At 73.9% G+C, this 24,195-nt stretch carries 24 protein-coding genes; 15 read left to right on the top strand and 9 right to left on the bottom strand.

What is annotated here, in order from left to right; all coding sequences use genetic code 11:
- Position 1 precedes the first annotated feature (1 nt).
- The 6 genes from PV342_RS08050 to fabF all read left to right on the top strand — a co-directional run bounded on the left by PV342_RS08050 (position 2) and on the right by fabF (position 5,810).
- Positions 2-817 carry an ABC transporter permease gene (locus PV342_RS08050; protein ID WP_500316316.1) on the top strand — a complete coding sequence of 272 codons (816 nt, stop codon included), beginning with the start codon at positions 2-4 and terminating at the stop codon, positions 815-817.
- A 67-nt stretch (positions 818-884) separates the two neighbouring features.
- Positions 885-2,084, top strand: coding sequence for a PucR family transcriptional regulator (locus tag PV342_RS08045; protein WP_018556749.1), 1,200 nt, complete (start codon positions 885-887; stop codon positions 2,082-2,084).
- A 100-nt stretch (positions 2,085-2,184) separates the two neighbouring features.
- Complete coding sequence (locus PV342_RS08040) at positions 2,185-3,120, top strand: ACP S-malonyltransferase (protein WP_500316315.1); 936 nt, start codon at positions 2,185-2,187, stop codon at positions 3,118-3,120.
- Positions 3,121-3,134: 14 nt separating this feature from the next.
- On the top strand, positions 3,135-4,166 hold the full coding sequence (locus PV342_RS08035) for a ketoacyl-ACP synthase III (protein WP_360999191.1): 1,032 nt from the start codon (positions 3,135-3,137) through the stop codon (positions 4,164-4,166).
- Positions 4,167-4,240: 74 nt separating this feature from the next.
- Positions 4,241-4,486 (top strand): acyl carrier protein, encoded by a 246-nt coding sequence (locus PV342_RS08030; protein WP_018556746.1) that lies wholly within the window; start codon positions 4,241-4,243, stop codon positions 4,484-4,486.
- A 64-nt stretch (positions 4,487-4,550) separates the two neighbouring features.
- Complete coding sequence (gene fabF / locus PV342_RS08025; RefSeq protein WP_360999188.1) at positions 4,551-5,810, top strand: beta-ketoacyl-ACP synthase II; 1,260 nt, start codon at positions 4,551-4,553, stop codon at positions 5,808-5,810.
- A gap of 67 nt (positions 5,811-5,877) precedes the next feature.
- Here the strand turns inward: fabF and PV342_RS08020 are convergent, their stop codons facing one another.
- Positions 5,878-6,834, bottom strand: coding sequence for a beta-ketoacyl-ACP synthase 3 (locus PV342_RS08020; RefSeq protein WP_400801722.1), 957 nt, complete (start codon positions 6,832-6,834; stop codon positions 5,878-5,880).
- Positions 6,835-6,896: 62 nt separating this feature from the next.
- Here PV342_RS08020 and PV342_RS08015 point away from each other — a divergent pair, with 62 nt between their 5' ends.
- From PV342_RS08015 to PV342_RS08005, 3 genes are all read left to right on the top strand, one after another.
- A complete protein-coding gene (locus tag PV342_RS08015) occupies positions 6,897-7,499 on the top strand; it encodes a TetR/AcrR family transcriptional regulator (RefSeq protein ID WP_329188066.1) in 603 nt (200 codons plus the stop codon).
- Positions 7,500-7,571: 72 nt separating this feature from the next.
- Complete coding sequence (locus PV342_RS08010) at positions 7,572-8,240, top strand: hypothetical protein (protein WP_026250563.1); 669 nt, start codon at positions 7,572-7,574, stop codon at positions 8,238-8,240.
- Between the two features lie 3 nt (positions 8,241-8,243).
- Complete coding sequence (locus tag PV342_RS08005; RefSeq protein ID WP_500316314.1) at positions 8,244-9,005, top strand: bestrophin-like domain; 762 nt, start codon at positions 8,244-8,246, stop codon at positions 9,003-9,005.
- Here the strand turns inward: PV342_RS08005 and PV342_RS08000 are convergent, their stop codons facing one another.
- Complete coding sequence (locus tag PV342_RS08000; protein WP_329188061.1) at positions 9,006-9,881, bottom strand: NAD(P)-dependent oxidoreductase; 876 nt, start codon at positions 9,879-9,881, stop codon at positions 9,006-9,008.
- 99 nt (positions 9,882-9,980) lie between these two features.
- On the opposite strand from PV342_RS08000, the gene PV342_RS07995 reads away from it, so the two are divergent.
- From PV342_RS07995 to PV342_RS07985, 3 genes are all read left to right on the top strand, one after another.
- Positions 9,981-10,565: a sigma-70 family RNA polymerase sigma factor gene (locus PV342_RS07995; RefSeq protein ID WP_089222145.1), complete on the top strand. Its 585-nt coding sequence runs from the start codon at positions 9,981-9,983 to the stop codon at positions 10,563-10,565.
- Positions 10,562-11,344 carry an anti-sigma factor gene (locus PV342_RS07990; RefSeq protein WP_400801715.1) on the top strand — a complete coding sequence of 261 codons (783 nt, stop codon included), beginning with the start codon at positions 10,562-10,564 and terminating at the stop codon, positions 11,342-11,344. Before PV342_RS07995 ends, PV342_RS07990 begins: the two co-directional genes overlap by 4 nt.
- A 131-nt stretch (positions 11,345-11,475) precedes the next feature.
- A complete protein-coding gene (locus PV342_RS07985; RefSeq protein ID WP_500316311.1) occupies positions 11,476-12,834 on the top strand; it encodes a cryptochrome/photolyase family protein in 1,359 nt (452 codons plus the stop codon).
- A gap of 216 nt (positions 12,835-13,050) precedes the next feature.
- Here PV342_RS07985 and PV342_RS07980 read toward each other — a convergent pair whose 3' ends face one another.
- From PV342_RS07980 to PV342_RS07960, 5 genes are read right to left on the bottom strand one after another with little or no spacing between them, the layout of a single operon-like run.
- Positions 13,051-13,872, bottom strand: coding sequence for a DUF1295 domain-containing protein (locus tag PV342_RS07980; RefSeq protein WP_400801711.1), 822 nt, complete (start codon positions 13,870-13,872; stop codon positions 13,051-13,053).
- Positions 13,873-13,877: 5 nt separating this feature from the next.
- A complete protein-coding gene (locus PV342_RS07975) occupies positions 13,878-15,164 on the bottom strand; it encodes a class I SAM-dependent methyltransferase (RefSeq protein WP_392604662.1) in 1,287 nt (428 codons plus the stop codon).
- Positions 15,161-16,435, bottom strand: a complete 1,275-nt coding sequence (locus PV342_RS07970) for a class I SAM-dependent methyltransferase (RefSeq protein ID WP_400801708.1) — start codon at positions 16,433-16,435, stop codon at positions 15,161-15,163. Before PV342_RS07970 ends, PV342_RS07975 begins: the two co-directional genes overlap by 4 nt.
- Positions 16,436-16,437: 2 nt before the next feature.
- Complete coding sequence (locus tag PV342_RS07965; protein ID WP_500316309.1) at positions 16,438-17,193, bottom strand: DUF1365 domain-containing protein; 756 nt, start codon at positions 17,191-17,193, stop codon at positions 16,438-16,440.
- Positions 17,187-18,458, bottom strand: a complete 1,272-nt coding sequence (locus tag PV342_RS07960; RefSeq protein ID WP_400801704.1) for an NAD(P)/FAD-dependent oxidoreductase — start codon at positions 18,456-18,458, stop codon at positions 17,187-17,189. The genes PV342_RS07965 and PV342_RS07960 overlap by 7 nt, the downstream gene beginning before the upstream one ends.
- A gap of 181 nt (positions 18,459-18,639) precedes the next feature.
- Between PV342_RS07960 and PV342_RS07955 the strand changes: the two genes are divergently transcribed.
- Together PV342_RS07955 and PV342_RS07950 are read left to right on the top strand one after the other, a co-directional pair.
- On the top strand, positions 18,640-19,350 hold the full coding sequence (locus PV342_RS07955) for a dienelactone hydrolase family protein (RefSeq protein WP_400801702.1): 711 nt from the start codon (positions 18,640-18,642) through the stop codon (positions 19,348-19,350).
- Positions 19,347-20,831: an SDR family oxidoreductase gene (locus PV342_RS07950; RefSeq protein WP_400801698.1), complete on the top strand. Its 1,485-nt coding sequence runs from the start codon at positions 19,347-19,349 to the stop codon at positions 20,829-20,831. Before PV342_RS07955 ends, PV342_RS07950 begins: the two co-directional genes overlap by 4 nt.
- 10 nt (positions 20,832-20,841) lie before the next feature.
- On the opposite strand, the gene PV342_RS07945 is transcribed toward PV342_RS07950, so the two are convergent.
- Positions 20,842-21,288: a MarR family winged helix-turn-helix transcriptional regulator gene (locus tag PV342_RS07945; protein WP_391578151.1), complete on the bottom strand. Its 447-nt coding sequence runs from the start codon at positions 21,286-21,288 to the stop codon at positions 20,842-20,844.
- Between the two features lie 137 nt (positions 21,289-21,425).
- Here PV342_RS07945 and PV342_RS07940 point away from each other — a divergent pair, with 137 nt between their 5' ends.
- Entirely contained in the window at positions 21,426-23,561 is a 2,136-nt protein-coding gene (locus tag PV342_RS07940; RefSeq protein WP_400801696.1) for an MMPL family transporter, read from the top strand.
- Here the strand turns inward: PV342_RS07940 and PV342_RS07935 are convergent.
- Positions 23,549-24,043, bottom strand: coding sequence for a DUF3145 domain-containing protein (locus tag PV342_RS07935; protein WP_026250557.1), 495 nt, complete (start codon positions 24,041-24,043; stop codon positions 23,549-23,551). The genes PV342_RS07940 and PV342_RS07935 overlap by 13 nt on opposite strands.
- Positions 24,044-24,195 lie beyond the last annotated feature (152 nt).

The following is a 24,195-nucleotide window of genomic DNA, read 5'->3' as shown; positions in this document are numbered from 1 at the left end:
CATGCGACTCTCCCGTCCCGCCCGCATCGCCCTGCGCGTCGCGGCCGCGCTGGGCTTCACCGTCATCTACGTGCCGCTGCTGCTCGTCCTGCTCAACTCCTTCAACGCCGCCCGCGGTTTCGGCTGGCCCCCCTCGGGCCTGACCCTGCACTGGTGGGCCGACGCCTGGAACAGCTCCGGCGCCCGCGCCGCGCTGTGGACCTCGGTGAAGGCGGGCCTGGGCGCGACGGCGGTGTCCCTGGTCCTGGGCACCCTGATCGCCTTCGCCGTCGCCCGTCACCGCTTCTTCGGGCGGGAGGCGCTCTCCTTCGTCGTCGTGCTGCCGATCGCGCTGCCCGGCATCGTCACGGGCATCGCCCTCAACACCGCGTTCCGCACGGTCCTGGAGCCGCTCGGCGTCGGGCTGGGCCTGTTCACGGTCGTCGTCGGGCACGCCACCTTCTGCGTCGTGGTCGTCTTCAACAACGTCGTGGCCCGGCTGCGGCGCACCTCCGGCTCGTGCGAGGAGGCGGCGATGGACCTGGGGGCGAACACCTTCCAGGTCTTCCGCGACATCACCTTCCCGCTGGTGCGCACGGCGCTGCTGGCGGGCGGGCTGCTGGCCTTCGCCCTCTCCTTCGACGAGATCGTCGTCACCACCTTCACCGCGGGGCCCGGCGTCCAGACCCTCCCCGTGTGGATCTTCAGCAACATGGCGAGGCCGCAGCAGGCGCCCGTTGTCAACGTGGTGGCCGCGGTGCTGATCGTCGCGTCGGTGGTCCCGGTCTACCTCGCGCAGCGGCTGTCCGCCGACTCCGCCTCGGGAGGCCGCCTCTGAGGCACGGGGGGCACGCAGGTGAGGGGTCCGTGCCATGCATCCGCCCGGATAAGGCAGGCTTGTACCCGTGCCAGAACCCGCGCTGAACGCATTCGACCCCGCCCGCGACCACTCCCACACCGCCACGTTGAAGAGGCTGGAGAAGTCCTCGGGGCGCCTGGCGGCGGCCGCGATCGCGCGGATGGACGCGCAGCTGCCCTGGTACCGCGCCATGCCGCCGGAGAACCGCTCGTGGATCGGACTGGTGGCGCAGGCGGGCATCGCGGCCTTCACGGAGTGGTTCCGCCACCCGCAGACCCCGCAGGCCATCAGCACCGACGTCTTCGGCACCGCCCCGCGGGAACTGACCAGGGCGATCTCCCTGCGCCAGACGGTGGAGATGGTGCGCACCACCATCGAGGTCATGGAGTCGGCGATCGACGAGGTCGCGGCTCCCGGCGACGAGTCGGTGCTGCGCGAGGCGCTGCTGGTGTACGCGCGGGAGATCGCCTTCGCGACCGCCCAGGTCTACGCCCAGGCCGCCGAGGCGCGCGGCGCCTGGGACGCCCGGCTGGAGTCCCTGGTGGTCAACGCGGTGCTGTCCGGGGAGGCGGACGAGGGCGTGCTGTCGCGGGCCGCGGCGCTCGGCTGGAGCTCCCCCGACAAGATCGCGGTGGTGCTGGGCACGGCGCCCAACGGCGACAGCGAGCTCACCGTCGAGGCGATCCGGCGGGCGGCGCGGCACGCCAAGCTGCAGGTGCTCACCGGAGTCCTGGGCGACCGGCTGATCGTGGTCGCGGGCGGCGACGGGGACCCGCTGCGGGTGGCCAAGGCGCTGATCGGGCCGTTCGCGGCCGGGCCGGTGGTGGCCGGGCCCCTGGTGGGCGACCTGCTGGCGGCGTCGAAGTCCGCGCAGGCCGCCGCCGCGGGCCTGCGGGCGTGCGCGGCCTGGCCCGACGCGCCGCGCCCGGTGCTCGCCGACGACCTGCTCCCGGAGCGCGCGATGGCGGGCGACCGACACGCCCGCGATCAGCTGGTGGAGGAGATCTACAGGCCGTTGGAGGAAGCTGGTTCGGCACTGCTTGAGACTCTGTCCGTCTACCTCGAACAGGCCTCGTCACTGGAAGGGGCCGCCCGGATGTTGTTCGTTCACCCCAACACCGTTCGCTACCGGCTGCGACGTGTGACGGACGTCACCGGCTGGTCACCCTCGGACGTGCGCTCCGCATTCACCCTACGCATCGCGCTCATCCTGGGCCGACTCTCCGAGTCGGGGCAGACACCGTAGTACGCTCAGGGCTTTTGTGGGACACCAACAAATCGCCCGTCGGTTCTTGGTCCCTGTCCCCACGGGCGGGGATCACCTCGCTCAAGAGAGAGTTGAAAGCGTGCTCGTACTCGTCGCTCCCGGCCAGGGTGCCCAGGCCCCCGGCTTCCTGAACCCTTGGCTCGAACTGCCCGGTGTCGCCGACCGTCTCGCCGGTCTGTCCTCGACCGCCGGGCTCGACCTCGCCCACTTCGGCACCAAGGCCGAGGCCGAGGAGATCCGTGACACCGCCGTCGCCCAGCCCCTGCTGGTCGCGGCCGGTCTGCTCGCGGCGGAGCAACTGTTCGGCGACCCGGCCGCCGCGCGCTGCGCGCTGGGTGCCGTGGCCGGTCACAGCGTCGGCGAGATCACGACGGCGGCCGTCGGCGGCGTACTGAGCGCCGAGGCGGCGATGACCTTCGTCCGCACCCGCAGCACCGCGATGGCCCAGGCCGCGGCCGTCACCGAGACCGGCATGTCGGCCGTGCTCGGCGGCGACCCGGACGCCGTCGTCGCCCACCTGGAGAACCTCGGCCTCACCCCGGCGAACATCAACGGCGCCGGCCAGATCGTGGCGGCCGGCACCATGAAGCAGCTCGCAGAGCTGACCTCGGACAAGCCCGAGAAGGCGCGGGTCATCCCGCTGAAGGTGGCGGGCGCGTTCCACACCCACCACATGACCCCGGCCGTGGCGGTCCTCGACGAGCTGGCGCAGACTCTGGCGGTCTCCGACCCCGCTCTGCCGTACGTGTCCAACACCGACGGCGCGGTCGTCGCCTCCGGCGCCGAGATCGTCTCCCGCCTGGTGTCGCAGGTCTCCAACCCGGTCCGCTGGGACCTGTGCATGGAGACCTTCAAGGAGCTCGGCGTCACCGCGATCATCGAGCTGGTGCCGGGTGGCACCCTGGTGGGCCTGGCCAAGCGCGCCCTGCCCGGCGTCGCGACCCTGGCGCTGAAGACCCCGGACGACCTCGAGGCCGCCCGCGCGATCGTGGCCGAGCACGGCACCCAGGAATAGGAGTCCCCGCAGACATGGCGAAGATCAGGCCCAGCAAGGGCTCCCCGTACGCGCGCATCATGGGCGTCGGCGGCTACCGGCCGACCCGTGTGGTGCCCAACGAGGTGATCCTGGAGAACATCGACTCCAGCGACGAGTGGATCCGCTCCCGCTCCGGCATCGCCACCCGGCACTGGGCCGGCCCGGACGAGACGGTCGCCGAGATGTCGGTCGTCGCGGCGGGCAAGGCCATCGCCGACGCGGGGATCTCGGCCGAGGACATCGGGGGCGTCATCGTCGCCACCGTCTCCCACTTCAAGCAGACCCCGGCCGTCGCGACCGAGATCGCGCACCGGATCGGCGCCGGCAAGCCGGCCGCCTTCGACATCTCGGCGGGATGCGCGGGCTTCACGTACGCGGTGACCCTCGCCAAGGGCATGGTCACCGAGGGCAGCGCGAAGCACGTCCTGGTGATCGGCGTCGAGCGGCTGAGCGACCTGACCGACAAGACGGACCGTGCCACGGCCTTCCTCTTCGGCGACGGCGCCGGCGCGGTCATCATCGGCCCGGCCGACGAGCCCGAGATCGGCCCCACCGTCTGGGGCTCGGAGGGCGACAAGTCCAACACCATCACCCAGACCGTGGCGTGGGACCGCTTCCGCGTGGGCGACGTCTCGCAGCTGCCGGTGGGCGAGGACGGGGAGCTGAAGTTCCCCGCGATCACCCAGGAGGGCCAGACCGTCTTCCGCTGGGCCGTGTTCGAGATGGCCAAGGTGGCCCAGGAGGCGCTGGACGCCGCCGGGATCACCGCGGACGACCTGGACGTCTTCATCCCGCACCAGGCCAACATGCGCATCATCGACTCGATGATCAAGGCGCTCAAGCTGCCGGAGCACGTCGCGGTCGCCCGCGACATCGAGACCACCGGCAACACCTCCGCCGCGTCGATCCCGCTCGCGATGGAGCGTCTGCTCGCCACCGGACAGGCCAAGAGCGGCGACACGGCACTGATCATCGGTTTCGGGGCTGGGCTCGTCTACGCCGCCACTGTCGTTACCCTCCCCTAGGCAACACCCACGCGGCGCGCACTCCCGCCCGCCGCAGCCCGTAGTAACCAGCACGAAAGAAGGAGAGCGCCGCCATGGCCACCCAGGAAGAGATCGTCGAGGGTCTCGCGGAGATCGTGAACGAGATCGCCGGCATCCCGACCGAGGACGTCCAGCTGGACAAGTCCTTCACCGACGACCTGGACGTCGACTCGCTGTCCATGGTCGAGGTCGTCGTCGCCGCCGAGGAGCGCTTCGAGGTCAAGATCCCGGACGACGACGTCAAGCAGCTGAAGACCGTCGGCGACGCCGTCGACTACATCCTCAAGGCTCAGGCCTGAGGCTGAACCACCCCTGGACGACGCGTCTGTCGCCCGCCCTTCTAGACGTGGAGAGACAATCCCTGTGAGCCCGACCAATCACACCGTGGTCGTCACCGGTATCGGCGCAACCACTCCGCTGGGCGGGGACAGCGCGTCGACCTGGGAAGGGCTGATCGCCGGGCGTTCCGGCGTCACCCCCCTGAAGCAGGACTGGGCCGCCGAGCTGACGGTGCGCATCGCCGCGCAGATCGCCGTCGAGCCGCTGGAGGTCCTGCCCCGACCGCTCGCCCGCAAGCTGGACCGCTCGGCGCAGTTCGCGCTGATCGCCACCCGTGAGGCCTGGGCCGACGCGGGCTTCACCGCCAAGGCCGGCGAGGACAGCTCGGTCGACCCCGACCGCCTGGGCACGGTCATCGCCTCCGGTATCGGCGGCGTCACCACCCTGCTCGACCAGTACGACAACCTCAAGACCTCCGGCCCGCGCAAGGTGTCCCCGCACACCGTGCCGATGCTGATGCCCAACAGCCCCTCGGCCAATGTCGGCCTGGAGGTCAACGCCCGCGCCGGTGTGCACACCCCGGTCAGCGCCTGCGCCTCCGGCGCCGAGGCCGTCGGCTACGCGTACGAGATGATCCGCTCCGGCCGCGCCGACGTCGTCGTCGCCGGCGGCACCGAGGCGGCCATCCACCCGCTGCCGATCGCGGCCTTCGCCAACATGATGGCGATGTCGAAGAACAACGACGACCCCGAGGGCGCCTCCCGCCCCTACGACAAGGGCCGTGACGGCTTCGTGCTCGGTGAGGGCGCGGGCGTCGTGATCCTGGAGTCGGCCGAGCACGCCGCCAAGCGCGGTGCCCGGGTCTACGCCGAGGTGCTGGGCCAGGGCCTGTCGTCCGACGCCCACCACATCGCGCAGCCGGAGCCCACCGGCCGCGGCATCGCCGCCGCGCTGGAGCAGCTGATCGCCGCGACCGGTCTGGACCTGGCGCAGATCGCGCACCTGAACGCGCACGCGACGTCCACCCCACAGGGTGACGTCGCCGAGGTCAAGGCACTGCGCAAGGTGCTCGGCGACCACCTCGACCACGTGGCCATCTCGGCCACCAAGTCGATGACCGGTCACCTGCTGGGCGGCGCCGGCGGCATCGAGACGGTCGCCACCGTCCTCGCCCTGCACCACCGGATCGCCCCGCCGACGATCAACATCGTCGAGCTGGACGACGAGATCGACCCCGGTCTGGTCTCCACCGAGGCGCGGAAGCTGCCCGAGGGACCGATCGTGGCCGTCAACAACTCCTTCGGCTTCGGCGGCCACAACGTGGTCATGGCCTTCAAGGCCTGAGCCGTACGGCACCCCTGAGGGCCGGTCAGCCGCTCGCGCGGCCGGCCGGCCCTCCGCCGTTCCCGGATCAGGGGCAGCCGACGACCTGCCCGGCCCAGGACAGCCCGCCGCCGAAGCCGAGCAGCAGTACGGGAGCGCCCGGGGTGAGCTCGCCGCGCTCCACGAGCTTGGAGAAGGCGAGCGGAACGGAGGCCGCGGAGGTGTTCCCCGAGTCGACGACGTCCTGGGCCACCACCGCCTGAGGGGCGCCCAGCCGGCGTACGACGGCCTCGATGATCCGCAGGTTGGCCTGGTGCGTCACGATGCCGCCGAGGTCGCCGACGGCGACACCGGCACGCCGGCAGGCCTCCTCGGCGATCGGGGCGAGGGTCGTGGTGGCCCAGCGGAAGACCGCCTGGCCGTCCTGGGCGAAGCGGGGCTGCCAGGCGCCGGCCAGCCGGACGGCGTCGGCGCGGGTGGGGTCCGAGCCCCACACGACCGGGCCGATGCCGGGGAGCGTCCCCGGGGCGGTATCGGCGGCACTGACGACGGCGGCGCCGGCCCCGTCGCCCAGCAGGACGCAGGTGCTGCGGTCGCTCCAGTCGGTGAGGTCGGACATCTTCTCGGCGCCGATGACCAGGGCGTGCCGGGCGGCGCCGGCCCGTACCGAGTGGTCGGCGGCGGCGAGCGCGGTGGTGAAGCCCGCACAGGCGTTGTTGACGTCGTAGGAGGCGGGCGCCGTCATGCCGAGCGTGGCCGCGACCCGGGCGGCGGTGCTGGGGCAGCGGTCGACGGCGCTGGAGGTGGCCACGACGACCAGGTCGACGTCGGAGGGGTCGAGGCCCGCAGCGGCGAGGGCCTTGCCCGCGGCGGCGCTCGCCATGTCGGCGACCGTCTCGTCCTCGGCGGCGATGTGCCGGGTCGCGATGCCGGTGCGCTGCCGGATCCAGGCGTCGCTGGTGTCGACCATGGCGGCCAGATCGTCGTTGGTGAGGACACGTTGCGGCTGGTGGTGGCCCAGGGCGGCGATGCGGGATGCAGTCATGGCGGCACTATAGCGACCGATCGTTCGGACTCTAAAGGGGGAGGGGTGGCTACGATGGCCGCATGAGCCCACGCAAGTCCGCCGCCGAGGCGCGCCACACCCGCGAGCGGATCATCGAACGCAGCGTCGCGGTCGCCTCCGTGGAGGGTCTGGAGGGCCTCACGATCGGCCGGCTCGCAGCCGACCTCGGGATGAGCAAGTCCGGGCTGCTGGGGCACTTCGGCACCAAGGAGGCCCTGCAGATCGCCGCCCTGCGGCGGGCCTCGGAGATCTTCACGCGCGCCGTGTGGGTGCCCGCCGCGGGGGCCGCTCCCGGCCTCGCCCGGCTGACCGCGATCTGCGAGGCCTGGGTGACCTATCTGGACCGGGAGCGCGAGGCCTTCCCCGGCGGCTGCCTGTTCACCGCCTCCGCCGTGGAGTTCGACGGCCGCGAGGGGCCGGTACGGGAGGCGGTCGCCCGGCTCTACACCGTCTGGCGGCGCCGGCTGACCCGGGACATCCGGGCCGCGGTCGAGCACGGCGAACTGCCCACCGGCACCGACCCCGAACAGCTCGTCTTCGAGCTGAACGGGATCTACTTCTCGCTCAACCACGCCGTCCAGCTCTTCGGCGACGCGTCCGCCCCCGACCGCGCCCGGCGTGCGCTGCGGCGCGTCCTGAGCTGACGAATCAGTCCTTCGGGGGGATTGGCCCGGTCCTCCGGATGGCCGCGCACGGCACCGCGCAGGATCCTGTCCATGAGCATCTGGCTGAGGGGGGCCGGCCTCACGGCGGCCGCGGCGCTGACGGTGCTGGGGCCGTGGGCGGCCGGGGGGACGGCGTACGCGCACGATCCACCGGGGCCGCCGGGTCCGCCCGTGGTCCGGTTCCTGCCCGACGGCACCGTACGCGTCGAGACCGGCGGCGGCGCCGTCCGGGTGGAGACCCGCGACGGTGAGACGCGGGCCCGGGTCACCCATGGCGGGGACACCGTGGACGCGCGCACGGGCAAGGGCGGCTCGTCCGCGACCGTCCGGCGGCGGCACTGTCCCGCGTACGAGTCGACGGTGGACGCCCGTACGGACAGCGGTGGTTCACGGGGTTCGGTGTCCTGGCGGCATCCCTGCGGACCGGCGCCGCGCCCCACCCCCGCCCGCCCCGTACGCCGCGCACCGGCTCCGGCGCCCACGCCGACCCCGACACCCACTCCGACTCCGACCCCGACACCCACGCCGACCCCCACGCCCACGCCGACCCCCACCCCGACGCACCGCGCGGAACTGCCGCCGGTCGCCTACCGCAAGGCGAGCGCGCCGCCCCCGCCCGATGGGCCGAGCATCGTCCACCTCATGCTGCTCGTCACCGCCCCGGCGGTCCTGTCCGCCGCCGCGCTCAAGCCCCGCTCCCAAGCCCGCTCACGGAGGTGATCGATGTCGGACTGGCTCGTCCTGGGCATCGCGATGGCCGCGGCCTGCGCCGTGGTGCTGACCATCGTGCTCATCAACCAACGCCGCATCGGCGATGACGACGACCCCTCGGAGACCCCCGACGTCATCGAGTACATGACGATGATGATCGGCGTGGTGTACGCCATCGTCCTCGGTCTCGCCATCGCCGGCGTGTGGGAGGCCCGCGGCGGCGCCGAGGACACCGTCCACCGCGAGACCCAGGCCCTGCACGAGGTGCGGCAGCGCGTCCAGGTCTACCCGGCGGCCGTCCGCGACCAGGTGCGCGCCGACGTCGACTCGTACGTCTCGTACGTCGCGCACACGGAGATCCCCTACATGCTCGAGCACGGGGAGAACACGCAGCGCGGCTCGAAACTCCTCGACAAGGTGCGCCGGGACGTCACCGACTTCGAACCGCGCACCCCGCTGGCCAACCAGGCGTACCAGCCGATCGTCGACCAGGTCGCGGCCGCCGACGACGCGCGCACCGGTCGCGGCGAGAACGCCGGACCGACCATGCCGGGGGTGGTGTGGTTCGGCCTGATCGCCGGCGCCCTCGTCGCGGTGGGCCTGATCTTCAGCCTGCAGATCCGGCGCTCCCGGCGCGAACTGGTCCTCGCCGGGCTCTACAGCGCCCTGATCGCCTTCCTGCTCTTCCTCATCTGGGACCTGGACGCCCCGTTCGGCCGGGACGCCGCCGAGGCGGCGGCGTCCTTCACCAGCCTCTTCCCTCACATCGGATGATCACTTCTCGAAGCTCGCGAAGTACGAGGCCGCCATGTCCTCCTCCGCGTGCCCGAGTTCGGCCGCACGGCGGAAGCGCTCGGCACCGGCCGCGGCCACGTCGAGCCGCACCCCGACGGACTCCCCCGCCTCCACGATCAGCCGGGCGTCCTTCTCCGCGGTGTGCACGGCGAAGCTGGGAGTGAAGTCGCCGGCCAGGATCGACGCCGCCTTCGCCTGCAGGTAGCCCATGTCGAGGGCGCCGCCGGAGACGGCCTGGAGGAAGTCCGCGGCGTCCACGCCGAGGCCCTTCGCGAGCGCGAGGGCCTCGGCGGTGCCGTGGGTGACGGTGAGCACCCAGCTGTTGATCACCAGCTTCAGGCGGCTGGCCGCGCCTTCTGCCGCGTCCTCCCCCACCCACACGGTGCGGCTGCCGATCGCGTCGAAGACCGGTGCCACCGGCTGCCGGGCCTCCTGCGGCCCGGCGGCCAGCACCAGGAGCTGCCCGTTCTCGGCGGGCTGCCGGGTGCCCAGCACGGGCGAGTCCAGGAAGACGACGCCGTGCTCGCGCGCGAACTGCGCGAACGCCCCGAGGGCGCCCACGCCCGCGGTGGTGCACTGCGCCCACACCGCGCCCTTCCGCAGCGCCGGCGCCGCCTGCCGCATGGCCTCGAGGGCGGAGTCCGCGTCGTGCAGGATGGTCAGCACCACGTCGGCGCCGTCCACCGCCTCCGCGGGGGTGCCGGCGACGCGTGCGCCGTCCTTGCCGAGCGGCTCGGCCTTCTCCTTCGTACGGTTCCACACACGGACGTCGAGGCCGGCCTTGACGAGGTTGCGGGCCATCGCGGCACCCATGATGCCGGTGCCGAGTACTGCTGCTGAGGTGGTGTCGGACATGACTGCCACGGTACGACGGACCAATCCGAAACGCTCGCGGCGCCGAATACCGGACGCGAGACTTGTCCACGACACACGGAATCGAACGCTGGAGGTGTGGTGAGGGAACCGCTGCGGTTCGGCAGGCCCGCACGGCAAGGCCCTGACCTCTCGGAACTGCTGCTCGCCGTCGCGCGCGGCGACCAGGAGGCCTTCGCCCGGCTGTACGACGCCGTGAGCGGACCGGTGCTCGGGCTGGTGCGCGGAGTGCTCAGGGACCCCGCCCAGTCGGAGGAGGTGACACAGGAGGTGCTGGTGGAGGTGTGGCGCACCGCCGCCCGCTTCCGGCCGGAGAAGGGCAGCGCGATGACCTGGGTGATGACCCTGGCCCACCGACGGGCCGTGGACCGCGTGCGGTCCGCCAGCGCGGCGGCGGACCGCGAGCAGAAGGCGGCGCTGCTGGAGCGCACCCCCGCCTACGACGAGGTCACCGAACAGGTCGAGGCCCGGCTGGAGGCCGAGCAGGTGCGGCGCTGCATGCGCACCCTCACCGAGGTGCAGCACCAGTCGGTGACGCTCGCCTACTACCGGGGGCTGACGTACCGGGAGGTCGCCGAACTGCTGTCGCTCCCCCTGGGCACCGTCAAGACCCGGCTGCGGGACGGCCTGATCCGGCTGCGCGACTGCCTGGGGGTGACCGCGTGAGCACCGATGCCGAACTGCACACCCTCACCGGCGCCTACGCCGTCGACGCGCTGGCCCGGCACGAGCGCGCGGAGTTCGAACGTCACCTCGCGGAGTGCGAGGCCTGCGCGCTGGAGGTGCGCGAGCTGGGCGCGACCGCCGCCCGTCTCGGGCTCGCGGCGGCCGAGACCGTCCCTCCCCGCATGAAGGACCACGTCATGCGGCTCATCGTCAACGTGCGGCAGGAGCCGCCGTCGGTGCCCGAGCCACCGCGCGCCGCCACACGCGCGACGCGCCGCCGCGCCCCGCAGCCCGCGCGGCGCCGCGTCCGCTTCGCCCTGGCGGCCTGCCTCGCCGCGGCCACGGCACTGGGCGGGGTGACGGTCTGGCAGCAGCAGCAGCTCGGCGACCTGCGCCAGGAGAACCGGCAGACCCAGGCCCAGGCGGAGCAGATCTCCCGGGTCCTGGCCGCCCCCGACGCCGTCACGGCCTCCGCCAAGCTCGCGGGCGGCGCCAGCGGCACGGTCGTCGTCTCCCGGAGCCAGGACCGCGCGGTCTTCTTCGCCCACGGCATGCCCGCGCTGAGCGGGAACCGGGTCTACCAGCTCTGGTACTCCGACGGCGGCGCGATGCGCTCCGCGGGCCTCATGCCGGAGCCCACCGGGCGCGACACCACCCAGGCCGTGCTCCTCCAGGGCGCCGTCGACGGGGCCTCCGGCATGGGCATCACCGTCGAACCCCCGGGCGGCTCCCCCCGGCCCACCTCCGACCCCGTGGCCCTGATGGAGTTCCCTGCGTAGGCGGACCGCCCCGCCCGTCGCGGGCTCGTGCGGCGCCCCGGCGCGACGCGGCGGGGCGCCTCACGCCGCGGCGCCGGGCGGCGCCATAGGCTCGCCGGGCGCGCGTACCCGCCAGGAGGAGTGCACCGGACGTGACGACGACGTCGATCTGCCTGTTCACCGCCGATCTACGGCTGCACGACAACCCCGTCCTGCGGGCCGCCCTCGACTCCGCGGAGCAGGTCGTCCCCCTGTTCGTGCTCGACGAGGCCATCGAGGCCGCGGGCTTCGCCGCTCCCAACCGCGCCGCGTTCCTCGCGGACTGCCTCGCCGACCTGGACGAGGGTCTGCGCGAGCGCGGCGGGCGGCTGGTACTGCGCCGCGGGGACGTGGCACGCGAGACGTGCCGGGTCGCGGAGGAGACCGGTGCCGGGCAGGTGCACATCGCGGCCGGGGTGAGCCGCTACGCCGCCCGGCGCGAGGAGCGGCTGCGGGAGGCGCTGGCCGGGTCGGGACGCCGACTGCGGGTGCACGACGCTGTGCTGACCGCGGTGCCGCCCGGTGCGGTGACCCCGGCCGGCAAGGACAGCTTCGGGGTGTTCACCCCGTACTTCCGGCGCTGGGAGCGCGCGGACCTGCGCGACCCGCTGGACGCGCCCCGTGTGGTCCGCGTCCCGGACGCCGTGGCGTCCCGGCTGCTCCCGAAGGCGCCGAAGGGCACGTCGCCCGGGCTGCCCGCGGGCGGCGAGACCGAGGCACGCGAACGCTGGCGCGCCTGGCGCGCGTCGGGGCTCGCCGCGTACGCGGACCGCCACGACGACCTGCCCGGCGACGCCACCTCACGCCTCTCGCCCCACCTGCACTTCGGGTGTCTGTCGGCCACCGAGCTGGTCCGGCGCGCCCGCGACGCGGGCGGGCCCGGTGCGGACGCGTTCGTACGGCAGTTGGCGTGGCGCGAGTTCCACCACCAGGTGCTCGCCGCCCGCCCCGACGCCGCCTCCCGGGACCTGCGGCCGCGCGGCGACCGCTGGCGCGGTGACGGCCCCGAGGCGGACGCCTGGCGCCAGGGCCGTACGGGATACCCGATGATCGACGCGGCGATGAGGCAGTTGCGGCACGAGGGCTGGATGCACAACCGTGCGCGGCTGCTGGCCGCGAGCTTCCTGACGAAGACGCTGTACGTGGACTGGCGGATCGGCGCGGCGCACTTCCTGGAGCTGCTGGTGGACGGCGACGTCGCCAACAACCAGCTGAACTGGCAGTGGGTGGCCGGCACCGGCACCGACACCCGCCCGAACCGGGTGCTCAACCCCCTGGTGCAGGCCCGCCGTTTCGACCCGGACGGCGCCTACGTGCGCCGCTGGGTGCCCGAGCTGGCCGGGGTGCGGGGCGGCGCCGTGCACCACCCCTGGCGCCTCCCCGAGGCCGAACGGGGAGCCCTGGACTACCCCGCCCCGCTCGTGGACCTCGACGAGGCCCTCGCCCGCTTCCGAGGCGCCCGCGGCAAGTAGCCGCTCCGCGGGTCGAGAGCCGCGGCGGCCCGACGCGCACGCCCCGAGGTGCACACGGCAGGCGGCACACGGGCCGTCCCGCCCGCCGGGGGCCACTCCGTCGCGCGCCTCGGTGGCGGCGCTCGCCCCGTCTGCGTGCAGCCGCGCATCACCACCGCACCACGAGCGCGACCCGCTGGAGCGGTCCCGGGCTGTCGGCAGTGCCCGCCCCGCCCCTCACCCCGGCGGGGCGCCGGTCCGCTTCCGTGGGGGCCGGGGGAGGAACCCGCTGGTGCGCGAGGCGTACTCGGCCCAGCCGGGGCGGTCCGCCATGTGCCGTTCCAGCAGGGCCTTCCCGCTGCCCCGGGTCAGCAGGTACGACATCAGCAGCGGGGACACCACGGACACCGCCGCGGACTGCCAGGCGTCGCAGGCCACCGCGAACAGGCCCCACCACACGCAGAAGTCGCCGAAGTAGTTGGGATGCCGCGTCCAGCTCCACAGACCCCGGTCCATGATGCGGCCCCGGTTCGCCGGGTCGGCCTTGAAGCGTTCCAGCTGGTGGTCGCCGACGGCCTCGAAGAGCAGGCCGGTGAGCCAGAGCAGCACACCGACCGCGACGGCCGGGCCGACCGGACCGGGGATGTACGAGGCGGCCTGGACGGGCAGCGAGACGACCAGGACGAGCGCGCCCTGCAGCAGGTACACCGCGCGGAAGGCGTAGGCGGCCCGGCTGCCGCGGGCCTTGGCCAGGAAGGCCTCGTAGCGGGGGTCCTCTCCGTGCCCGCGCCCGCGGCGGGCGATGTGGACGGCGAGCCGCAGGCCCCACACGGCGGTCAGCGCCAGCACCAGGGCGCGGCGGGCCGGGTCGCCGTGCCCGGCCGACATGCCGTACGCGCAGGCGGCGACCGCCGTGAAGGCCACGCCCCAGGCGACGTCGACGTAGCGGTGCCTGCCGCGCGACAGCGCGAAGGCGAAGGTGACGAGCATGACGGCGAGCGTGGCCCCGGCCGCCACCGCCACGCCCGCTCCGAACGCGCCCCAGGGGAAGCCGTTCATCACCCTCACCACCCCCCGTACCAGGCGGCGGGCGTGCCCGCCGTGCCGCCGGTGCCGTCGGCGGTGGGCCGTACGGCGAGGATCTGGTCGACGCCCATGCGCCGTTCGGCGAAGGCGAGCGCGCCGCCGGCCAGGTACAGCCGCCACACGCGCGCGGTCTCCTCGCCGGCCAGGAGGACGACGTCGGACCAGCGCCGCTCCAGGGTGGCCAGCCAGGCCCGCACGGTGCGCGCGTAGTGCTCGCGCAGCGATTCCACGGCCCGGACCTCCAGACCCGCCTCCTCCAGCAGCGCCACGGTCCGGCCGAGGGGCCGCATGTGCATGTCGGGGGCGATGTAGGTCTCGATGAAGGCACCGCCACCGGGGGCGACACGGCCGCGGGACATCTGCTGCACCAGCGCCCTGCCCCGGGGCCGCAGCATCCGGTGGATCGCCCCGGCGAACCGCGGGTAGTGCGCGTCGCCGACGTGCTCGCCCATCTCGATCGCGGTGACCGCCTCGTAGCCGCCGCTGCCCTCCAGGTCGCGGTAGTCGCGCAGTTCGACGGTCACGTACTCCTCCAGGCCGCGTTCGCGGATCCGGTCCCGCACGAAGTCCCGCTGGGCGGCGGAGAGAGTGACCGCGTGCACCTGCGCGCGATGGGTCTGCGCGGCGTACAGGGCGAGCGCGCCCCAGCCGCAGCCGATGTCGAGCAGCCGCATGCCGGGGCGCAGGTCCAGCTTGCGGCAGACGAGTTCGAGCTTGTCGCGCTGGGCGTCGGCGAGGCCGTACGCGGGGTCGTCGTCGCGCGTCCAGTAGCCGCAGGAGTACGCCATGGAAGGGTCGAGGAGGAGTTCGTAGAAGTCGTTGGACAGGTCGTAGTGGTGGCTGACGGCGGCCCGGTCGCGGCTCCTGCTGTGCGGGGTGCCGTTGAGCCTGGCGCGGCCGCGCGGGGCGGGTGGCCGAGGCCCGACCGCGCCGAGCCGTACGGCGGCGCCGGCGGCGCGCAGCCGGTCGGCCGCGGTGAGCCGGGGAGGACGCAGCCCGTCGTCGCGCACCGCGTGCCACAGGGCGCGCAGGCCTTCGGTGAGGTCACCACGCACGTCGATGTCGCCGGTGATGTACGCCTCCGCGAGGCCGAGTTCGCCGGGCTGCCACAGGAGTCTTCGCAGCGCCCGCCGGGAGCGCAGGACGACCACGGGGGCGTCGCGCGGCCCGGCGGTGCTGCCGTCCCAGGCCCGTAGCCGCACCGGCAGCGGGCCGCCCGTGAACTGCTCCAGCAGCGGGGCGAGAGTGTCCGCGGCGCCCTTCACCCGGCGGCCTCCCCACGGGCCAGCCGCAGTTGGCACACGTCGAGGTAGCCGGAGCGGAACCCCGCCTCGGAGTAGGCGAGGTACAGGGTCCACATGCGGCGGAAGGTCTCGTCGAAGCCGAGGGCGGCGACGTCGGCGGCGCGTTCGGTGAAGCGCTCGCGCCACAGCCGCAGCGTCGCGGCGTAGTGCGGGCCGAAGCCGTCGCAGGAGGTGACACGCAGTGCGGTGTGCTCGTCGAGGGTCCGCTCGATCGCCTCCAGGGAGGGGATGAGCCCGCCGGGGAAGACGTACTTCTGCATCCAGGTGTGGGTGTTGCGGGTGGCGAGCATGCGCTCGTCGGCCATGGTGATCGCCTGGAGGGCGACCGTGCCGCCGGGCGCCAGCAGCCGGTCCAGGGCGGTGAAGTAGACCGGCCAGTACTCGGCGCCGACGGCCTCGATCATCTCGACGCTGACGATGGCGTCGTAGCTCCCGGTGACCTGCCGGTAGTCGCGCAGCTCCACGGTGGCCCGGTCCTGCTGCCCCGCGGCCGCGATCCGGGCCGTGGCGAGCCGGCGCTGTTCCTCGGAGAGGGTGACGGAGACGACCCGGGCGCCCCGGCGGGCGGCCCGGACGGCGAGTTCCCCCCAGCCGGTGCCGATCTCCAGCAGCCGGGTGCCCTCGCCGACGCCCGCCAGGTCGAGCAGCCGGTCGATCTTGCGGTGCTGCGCGGCGGGCAGTTGGGACCACCGGGCGGGAAAACCGCGGAAGACGGCGGAGGAGTAGGTCAGGGTCTCGTCGAGGAAGAGGGCGAAGAGGTCGTTGGACAGGTCGTAGTGGTCGTGGATGTTGCCCCGGGCGCCGTCGAGGGTGTTGCGCCGCTCGGTGGGCTGCCGGTGCGCCCACAGGGAGCGCAGCCGCTGCAGCGGCTGCGGGACGAGTTCGGTGACGTGCGAGGCGAGCACGGTGAGGACGGCCGGCAGGTCGGGCGCGTCCCATTCACCGGCCATGTAGGACTCGCCGAAGCCGATGAGGCCGTTGGTGCCGACGCGGCGGTCGAAGGCCTCGGGGTCGGCGATCAGCACGGTGGGGCCGCCGGTGCCGAGGACCGGGCCACCTTCGCCGAGGCGGCAGCGCAGCGGGAGCCCGCTCAGGGCCCGTCGTACGACGGCACCGGCGACGGCGGCGCGCAGGCGTGAGCCGCGCGGCCGTGCCGCGACGTCGGGCCAGCGGCGCGGGTCCACGCCGGCGGCGGGCGCGGAGGCGGAGAGGGGGACGGATGTGGTGGACATGGTCACTCGAAACCCTCCTGGGGGGCGTGGACGGGGCGCTGCTGCACGGGCAGTCCGCGCAGCAGCAGCCGGACGCCGTGCCGGCGGATGCCGGCCGACACCGCGGCCGTGGACCAGGGGTGCCGGGCGGCGGCGCGCAGCAGGCCCGGCGCGGTGGCCGGGCGCCGCTCGCCGCGCACGGTGGCGGTGAACGGGGTGCCGTCGCCGCGGCGTTCCAGGTGGACGGTGAGGTGCAGCCGGTCCTGCGGCTCGGACAACCGCATGCGGTAGCCGCCGTCGACGGGGAAGAACGGGGAGACGTAGAAGTCCTTGGCGACGCGGGCGGTGTCGCGTTCGTCGGTGTGCAGCAGGTAGGCGTGCCGCTCGCCGTAGGTGTTGTGGACCTCGGCGACGACGCAGACGAGGGTGCCGGCCGGGTCGTGGCACCAGTACAGGGTCAGCGGGTTGAAGACGTGGCCGAGGACCCGGGCGTGGCAGAGCATGCGGACCGGGCCGCCGCGCAGGTCGACGCCCTGCGCGGCGAGCCAGGAGTCGAGGGCGGCGCGTACGGTGGCGTGCCGGCCGCCGAAGTGGTCGCGGGGGTCGAAGCGGGCGAGCGGACGCAGCGGGGCGGGGAACCGGGGCGGCCGGGCCGGGTCGGTCAGCCACATGTAGGTGCGGTGGGTGAAGGCGTGCCGCAGCGGGCGGGTGCGGACGTGGGTGATCGTGCACTCGTACAGGGCCGGCACCTGCGGTGGCAGGCCCGCGGGGGTCACCATCGGACCCCCAGCCGGCGGGCGGCCTCGGCGCCGGAACGGCAGCCGTCCTCGTGGAATCCCCACCCGTGGTAGGCCCCGGCGTAGGCGGTGACGGAGGTGGTCAGGGCGGGCAGCCGCCGCCGCGCGGCCATCGAGGCGGGGGTGTAGACGGGGTGCTCGTACACCATGCGGGCGAGCACCCGCGCCGGGTCGACGCGGTCGTCGACACCGAGGGTGACGAGGTAGTGCTCGGGGGTGTCCAGCCGCTGGAGGCGGTTCATGTCGTAGCTGACACGGACCCCGCCGGGGTCGGGTGCGCAGGTGGGCATGAGGTAGTTCCAGGAGGCGCGGGCGGCACGGCTGCGGGGCAGCACCGAGGTGTCGGTGTGCAGCAGCGTCGGGTTGCGGGAGTACGTGAGGGCGCCGAGCGTCCGGCGCTCGTCCGCGGTGGGGTCGGCGAGCAGCCGCAGCGCCTGGTCGGGGTGGGTGGCGACGACCACCGCGTCGTACGTCTCGGTCTCCCCGTCGCCGGTGACGACGTCGGCGCTGTCGGCGTGCCGTCGCAGGGCGCGCACGGGGGTGGCGGTGCGGATCGCGGTGAGCCGTTTGACGATGCGCTCGACGTAGACGCGTGATCCGCCGGTGACGGTCCGCCAGGTGGGGGCGCCGCCCACCGAGAGCATCCCGTGGTGGTCCAGGAACCGGAAGAGGTAGACCGCCGGGTAGTGGGCCGCGGTCCGCGACGAGCAGGACCAGACGCAGGCGACCAGGGGGGTCATGAAATGGGCCGTGAAGTACGCCGAGAACTCCCCCGCGTCGAGGAACTCCCCCAGCGTGGTGGTGTCGTCGGTATTGCCCTCCGCGAGCTGCCGCCGGGCAAGGCGGTGGAATCGGGGCACTTCGGCCAGCATACGCAGATAGGCCGGGCGCAGCGCGTTGCGCGGCTGCGCGAAGATCCCCGACGGACCGCGGGCACCGGCGTACTCCAGTCCGCAGCCCTCGCAGCGGACGGACATGCTCATCTCGGATTCCTGCGTGGGGACGCCGAGTTCGGCGAAGATCCGCAGCAGGGTGGGGTAGGTGCGCTCGTTGTGGACGATGAACCCGCTGTCGACGGCGGTGACCCGGCCGTCGGAGGAGGGCACGTCGTGGGTGTGGGCGTGCCCTCCGAGCCGGTCGTCGGCCTCGAACAGCGATACGTCGTAACGCCGTTGCAGCAGGTAGGCGGCGGTGAGCCCGGCGACGCCGCTGCCCACGACGGCCACCCTTCGCCTTCTGTCGGTCACATCCCGTCCCTTCGTCGCGTTCCTCTCGCTGCTGGTTGTTCGCAGCCGCCCGCCGCGCGGATTGGTCCGTACGGCAATCCGCCGGGCCGGCGGCGGCGAATCCATGGGTGGAGGCATGTGACGGGCGTGGCCGCGGGGAGCGGCCGATAATGACGGTGAGCACACGAGAGAGGCCGATCCGATGACGTACGGTGACGAAGCGGGCGGCGGGCGGCCGCGGCCGGCGCTGGTCCCGTACGTGCTGCCCCAGCGGCCGCACGCCGCCGTCCTGGTGCTGCACGGCGGCCGCGCGGAGGGCCTGGAACCGCCCCCGGCGCTGAACCTTCCGGGGGCCCGGATGCGTCCGTTCGTCCGCGCGATCGGCCGGGCCACCGCCGGGCACGGGGTGGCGCTGGCCGGCGTCCGCTACCGGCACCGCGGCTGGAACGGCGAGCGGGAGGACGCCGCGCGGGACGCCCTGCGGGCGCTGGAGGCACTGCGGCAGCGGGCCGGGGAGGTGCCCGTGGTGCTGGTGGGGCACTCGATGGGCGGCCGGGCGGCGCTGCGCGCGGCCGGGCATCCCCTGGTGGGCGCGGTCGTGGGGCTGGCGCCGTGGTGCCCCGAGGGCGAGCCGGTGGGGCATCTGGCCGGACGGCGCCTGGTGCTGCTGCACGGCGACCGGGACCGGGTCACCGATCCGGCCGGCTCGCTGACCCTGGCGGACCGGGCGCGCGCCGCGGGCGCCGAGGCCTGCCACCTGGTGGTACCGGGCGGCGACCACGCGATGCTGCGCGGTGCCGGGACCTGGCACGACCTGACGGCGCGCCTGGTCGCCGGCCTGCTGCGGCTGGGCCCGCTGCCGCCGGAGGTGGCGGGAGCGCTGACCGCCCCGGTATCGGAGGGAGCGCGATGAGCCTCACCTGCCTGGTGACGGGCGCCACCGGCTACATCGGCGGCCGGCTCGTCCCCGAGCTGCTGGAGGCCGGGCACCGGGTGCGCTGCCTGGCCCGTACGCCCGGCAAGCTGCGCGACCACCCGTGGGCGGGCGAGGTGGAGGTCGTCAAGGGCGACGTCACCGACCCGGACTCGGTGCGGGCGGCGATGGAGGGCGTGGACGTCGCGTACTACCTCGTCCACGCCCTGGGCACCGGGCGGGACTTCGAGCGGACCGACCGGGTGGCCGCGGAGGTCTTCGGGTCCCGGGCGAAGGCCGCGGGCGTGCGGCGGATCGTCTACCTGGGCGGCCTGACCCCCGCCGGGGTGCCCGAGCGGGAGCTGTCGCCGCACCTGCGCTCACGCGCCGAGGTGGGCCGGGTGCTGCTGGCCTCCGGTGTGCCGACGGCGGCGCTGCGGGCGGCGGTGATCATCGGCTCCGGCTCGGCCTCCTTCGAGATGCTGCGCTACCTCACCGAACGGCTGCCGGTGATGGTCACCCCGCGCTGGGTGGGCACCCGGATCCAGCCGACCGCCGTACGGGACGTGCTGCGCTACCTCGTGGGCTGCGCCACGCTGCCGCCCGAGGTGAACCGCGCCTTCGACATCGGCGGCCCGGACGTGCTCACCTACCGCGCCATGATGCTGAAGTACGCCGAGGTGGCGGGACTGTCGCACCGGCTGATCGTTCCGGTGCCGGTGCTGACGCCGCGGCTGTCGAGCCATTGGGTGGGGCTGGTGACCCCGGTGCCGGCGAGCATCGCGCGGCCCTTGACGGAGTCGCTGCGGCACGAGGTGGTCTGCCACGACCACGACATCGCGGCGTGGGTGCCGGACCCGCCCGAGGGCATGATCGGCGTCGAGGCGGCGCTGCGGCTGGCGCTGCAGCGCATCCGGGACGCGAACGTGGTCACCCGCTGGTCCTCCGCCTCCGTGCCCGGCGCGCCGAGCGACCCGCTGCCGACCGACCCGGACTGGGCGGGCGGCTCCCTCTACACCGACCACCGCACGCGGATCGTGGACGCCTCGCCCGAGGCGCTGTGGCGGGTCATCGAGGGCATCGGCGGCGACAACGGCTGGTACTCCTTCCCGCTGGCCTGGGCCGTGCGCGGCTGGCTCGACCGCTTCGTGGGCGGGGTCGGGCTGCGCCGGGGGCGGCGGGATGCGGCGCACCTGCGGGCGGGCGACTCGCTGGACTTCTGGCGGGTCGAGGAGATCGAGCCGGGCCGGCTGCTGCGGCTGCGCGCCGAGATGCGGCTGCCCGGCATGGCCTGGCTGGAGCTGACGGCCGGACGGGACGGCGCCGGGCACACCGTCTACGGGCAGCGGGCGCTGTTCCATCCGCGCGGGCTCGCGGGGCACGCGTACTGGTGGAGCGTGTCGCCGTTCCACTCGGTGGTCTTCGGCGGCATGGCGCGCAACATCGCCGCGGCGGCCCGGGAGGGCGCGGCGGGGCCGTGACGGCGGCGGATCACTCCGGGGCGGGGGCGCGCAGGGCGGTCAGTTCGTCGTTCATCGCGCCCAGGAAGCGCATCACGACGGCGAGTTCGTCCTCGGTGAAGCGGTCGCGCGCAGCGTCGGTGCTCCGGGCGAGCGGACGGAAGAACTCCCGCGCCACCGCCATCCCCCGCGGGGCGTAGTGCAGGTGGACCACGCGGCGGTCGGCGGCGTCGCGGGTACGGCGGATGTGGCCGGCGCGTTCCAGCCGGTCCAGGCAGGCGGTGACGGCACCGGAGGTCAGATTGAGGCGTTCGCGCAGGCGACCGGGGGTCATGGCCCCGCCCTGGTCGTCGCCGTCCAGGATCGCGACCAGCGCCTGCACGTCGGTGTGGTGCAGCTTCTGGCTCTGCGCGAAGTCCTGCGCGATGCGGTTGAACTCGCTGTTCATCCGGCGCAGCTGCACGGCGAAGGCGTGCAGCCCGGTCGGGGACTCGTCCTGGAGGTTGTCGGGCACCCCTCCATCGTAAATAATCTCGATTATTAAGATACTCGATCGCTGAGATATATCCTTCCTCGCGGGGAGATCCCCCGGTTCCGACTCCACGGGAGAGAGCGATGACATCCCTGCCGCGCGCCGTCCGATGGCTGCTGCCGGTGGTGCTGCTGGTCGCCTGGCTGGGCATCGGGGGCACCCTCGGCCCGTACGCCGGCAGGCTCGGCGAGGTCTCCACCAACGACCAGGCGGCCTTCCTGCCGCGCAGCGCCGAGTCCACGAAGGCCGTCACCGAACGCACGGCCTTCAGCCGCAACGGGACCGTGCCCGCGATCGTCGTCTGGACCGCCGGCAGCGGCCGGGTGACCGACGCCCAGCAGCAGGCCGCCACGGCCGCGCTGGCCTCGCTCGCCGGCACCGAGGGGGTCAGCGGCCGCCCCTCCCCCGCGCTGCGCTCCGACGACGGCCTGGCCCTGCAGGGCGTCGTGCAGCTCCGCCCCGACCTCGGCCGGGACGTCGGGGACGCCGTCGGCCGGATCCAGGACACGGCGTCCCGCGTGGGCGGGACCACCGCACACGTGGCCGGACCCGCGGCCTCGCAGGCCGACCTGGGCGAGGCCTTCGCGGGCATCGACGGACTGCTGCTGTTCACCGCGCTCGGCGTGGTGCTCGCGATCCTGCTGCTGGTCTACCGCGCCCTGCTGCTGCCCCTGGTCATCATCGTCGGCTCGGTCTTCTCACTCGGCCTGGCCTGCGGGGTGGTCTACGTACTGGCCGACCACGGCGTCGTCCGGGTCGACGGCCAGGTCCAGGGCATCCTGTCGATCCTCGTCATCGGCGCGGCCACCGACTACGCCCTGCTGCTCGCCGCCCGCTTCCGGGAGGAACTCGCGGCCCGCGGCGACCGGTTCGCGGCGATGCGTGCCGCGCTGCGCCGCTCCGCCGGCGCGATCGTGGCGAGCGCGGCCACCGTGGCCCTCGGTCTGCTCGCCCTGCTGGCCAGCGACCTCACCAACAACCGCGCCCTCGGCCCGGTCGGCGCCGTCGGGATCGTCTGCGCCGTCGCGAGCAGCCTGACCTTCCTGCCCGCCGCGCTGCTGCTGCTCGGCCGGGCCGCCTACTGGCCCGCCAGGCCGCGGGAGCGGCGTCCGGAGGGGGAGGGCGTCTGGCGGCGGATCGCGGCCCTCGTGGACCGCGCGCCGCGCCGGGTCTGGGCCGCGAGCCTGGCCCTGCTGCTGGGCTGTGCGGCCTTCTCCCCCGCGCTGACCGCCCGGGGCGTGCCGCTCGACGAGATCTTCGTCCAGCAGGCGCCCTCGGTGACCGCCCAGCGCGTCCTCGGCGAGCACTTCCCCGGCGGTTCCGGCAACCCCGCCGTGGTCATCGCGCAGGCGGACCGGCTCGACCCCGTCACCCGGGCCGCGTCCGGCACCGACGGCGTCGACTCCGTCGCCCCCCTCACCGCCTCGGGCCGGCCCGGCGGGGGCGAGCCGCTCGTCACCGGCGGCCGGGTCCTGCTGGAGGTGACGCTGAAGGACGCCGCCGACAGCGACGCCGCCAAGGCCACGGTGCAGCGGCTGCGCAGGGCCGTGCACGCGGTGCCCGGCGCGGAAGCGGTGGTCGGCGGGTACACGGCCCAGCAGCTCGACACCCAGCGGACCGCGGAGCGCGACCGCACCCTCGTCGTCCCCGTCGTCCTCGCGATCATCCTGGTGATCCTGGCGGCGCTGCTGCGCAGCCTGCTGCTGCCGCTGCTCATGGTCGCCACGGTGGGCCTCAACTTCGCCGCCACCCTGGGGGTGTCGGCACTGGTCTTCCGCCACGTCCTCGGCTTCTCGGCCACGGACGCCTCGGTGCCGCTGTACGGCTTCGTCTTCCTGGTCGCCCTGGGCGTGGACTACAACATCTTCCTGATGACCCGGGTCCGCGAGGAGACGCTGCGCCACGGCACGCGGCAGGGCGTCCTGCGCGGGCTGACCGCCACCGGAGGGGTGATCACCTCGGCGGGCGTGGTGCTCGCGGCGACCTTCGCGGCGCTCGGCGTGATCCCGCTGGCCTTCCTGGTGCAGATCGCCTTCATCGTGGCCTTCGGGGTGCTGCTGGACACCCTGCTGGTGCGCTCGTTCCTGCTGCCCGCGCTGGTACGCGACATCGGCCCGAAGGTGTGGTGGCCGGGTGCCGCCGCACACGGCGGCGACGGGCCGCCGGCGCGGCAGGGCGCCGCGGAGCCGCCGCGCGTGGCGGAGCGTCAGACGACCTGATGCAGCCAGCGCACGGGGGCGCCCTCACCCGCGTAGCGGAAGGGCTCCAGTTCGTCGTCCCAGGGCTTGCCGAGCAGCTTGGCGACTTCGGTCTCCAGGTCGGCCTCGCCCTTGCGGGCGCGGGCGAGCGCGGCGCGCAACCGGTCCTCGGGGATGAGGATGTCCCCGTGGATGCCGGTGACCGCGTGGAAGATGCCGAGGTCGGGGGTGCTGCTGTAGCGCTCCCCCTCGGCGCCGGCGCACGGCTCCGCGGTGACCTCGAAGCGCAGCAGGTGCCAGCCGCGCAGCGCGGACGCCAGCTTGGAGGCGGTGCCGGGTTCCGCCTGCCAGGAGAACTCGGCCCGCCAGGTGCCCGGCGAGGCGGGCTGGCGGATCCAGTCCAGGTTCACGCGCACGCCGAGGACACCCGCGACGGCCCACTCGACGTGCGGGCACAGCGCGCGTGGCGCGGAGTGCACGTACAGAACTCCACGTGTCGTCACCGGAACCTCCAGTGTGGGACGAGGTACGCCTTCCCCAGCGGCCTCATGCCCATAACCGAGCCATCCGGGACAGCAGTGGACATTCTGCACTAATCATAACGAATGAGACAAGATCTGACCTTGGATCACCTCTTTCGCACCACCTGTCAGGG

Origin of the sequence: Streptomyces sp. PA03-3a (genome assembly GCF_033792735.1) — a bacterium.
Taxonomy (GTDB): domain Bacteria; phylum Actinomycetota; class Actinomycetes; order Streptomycetales; family Streptomycetaceae; genus Actinacidiphila.
This window is presented reverse-complemented; position numbering and strand designations above follow the sequence as displayed.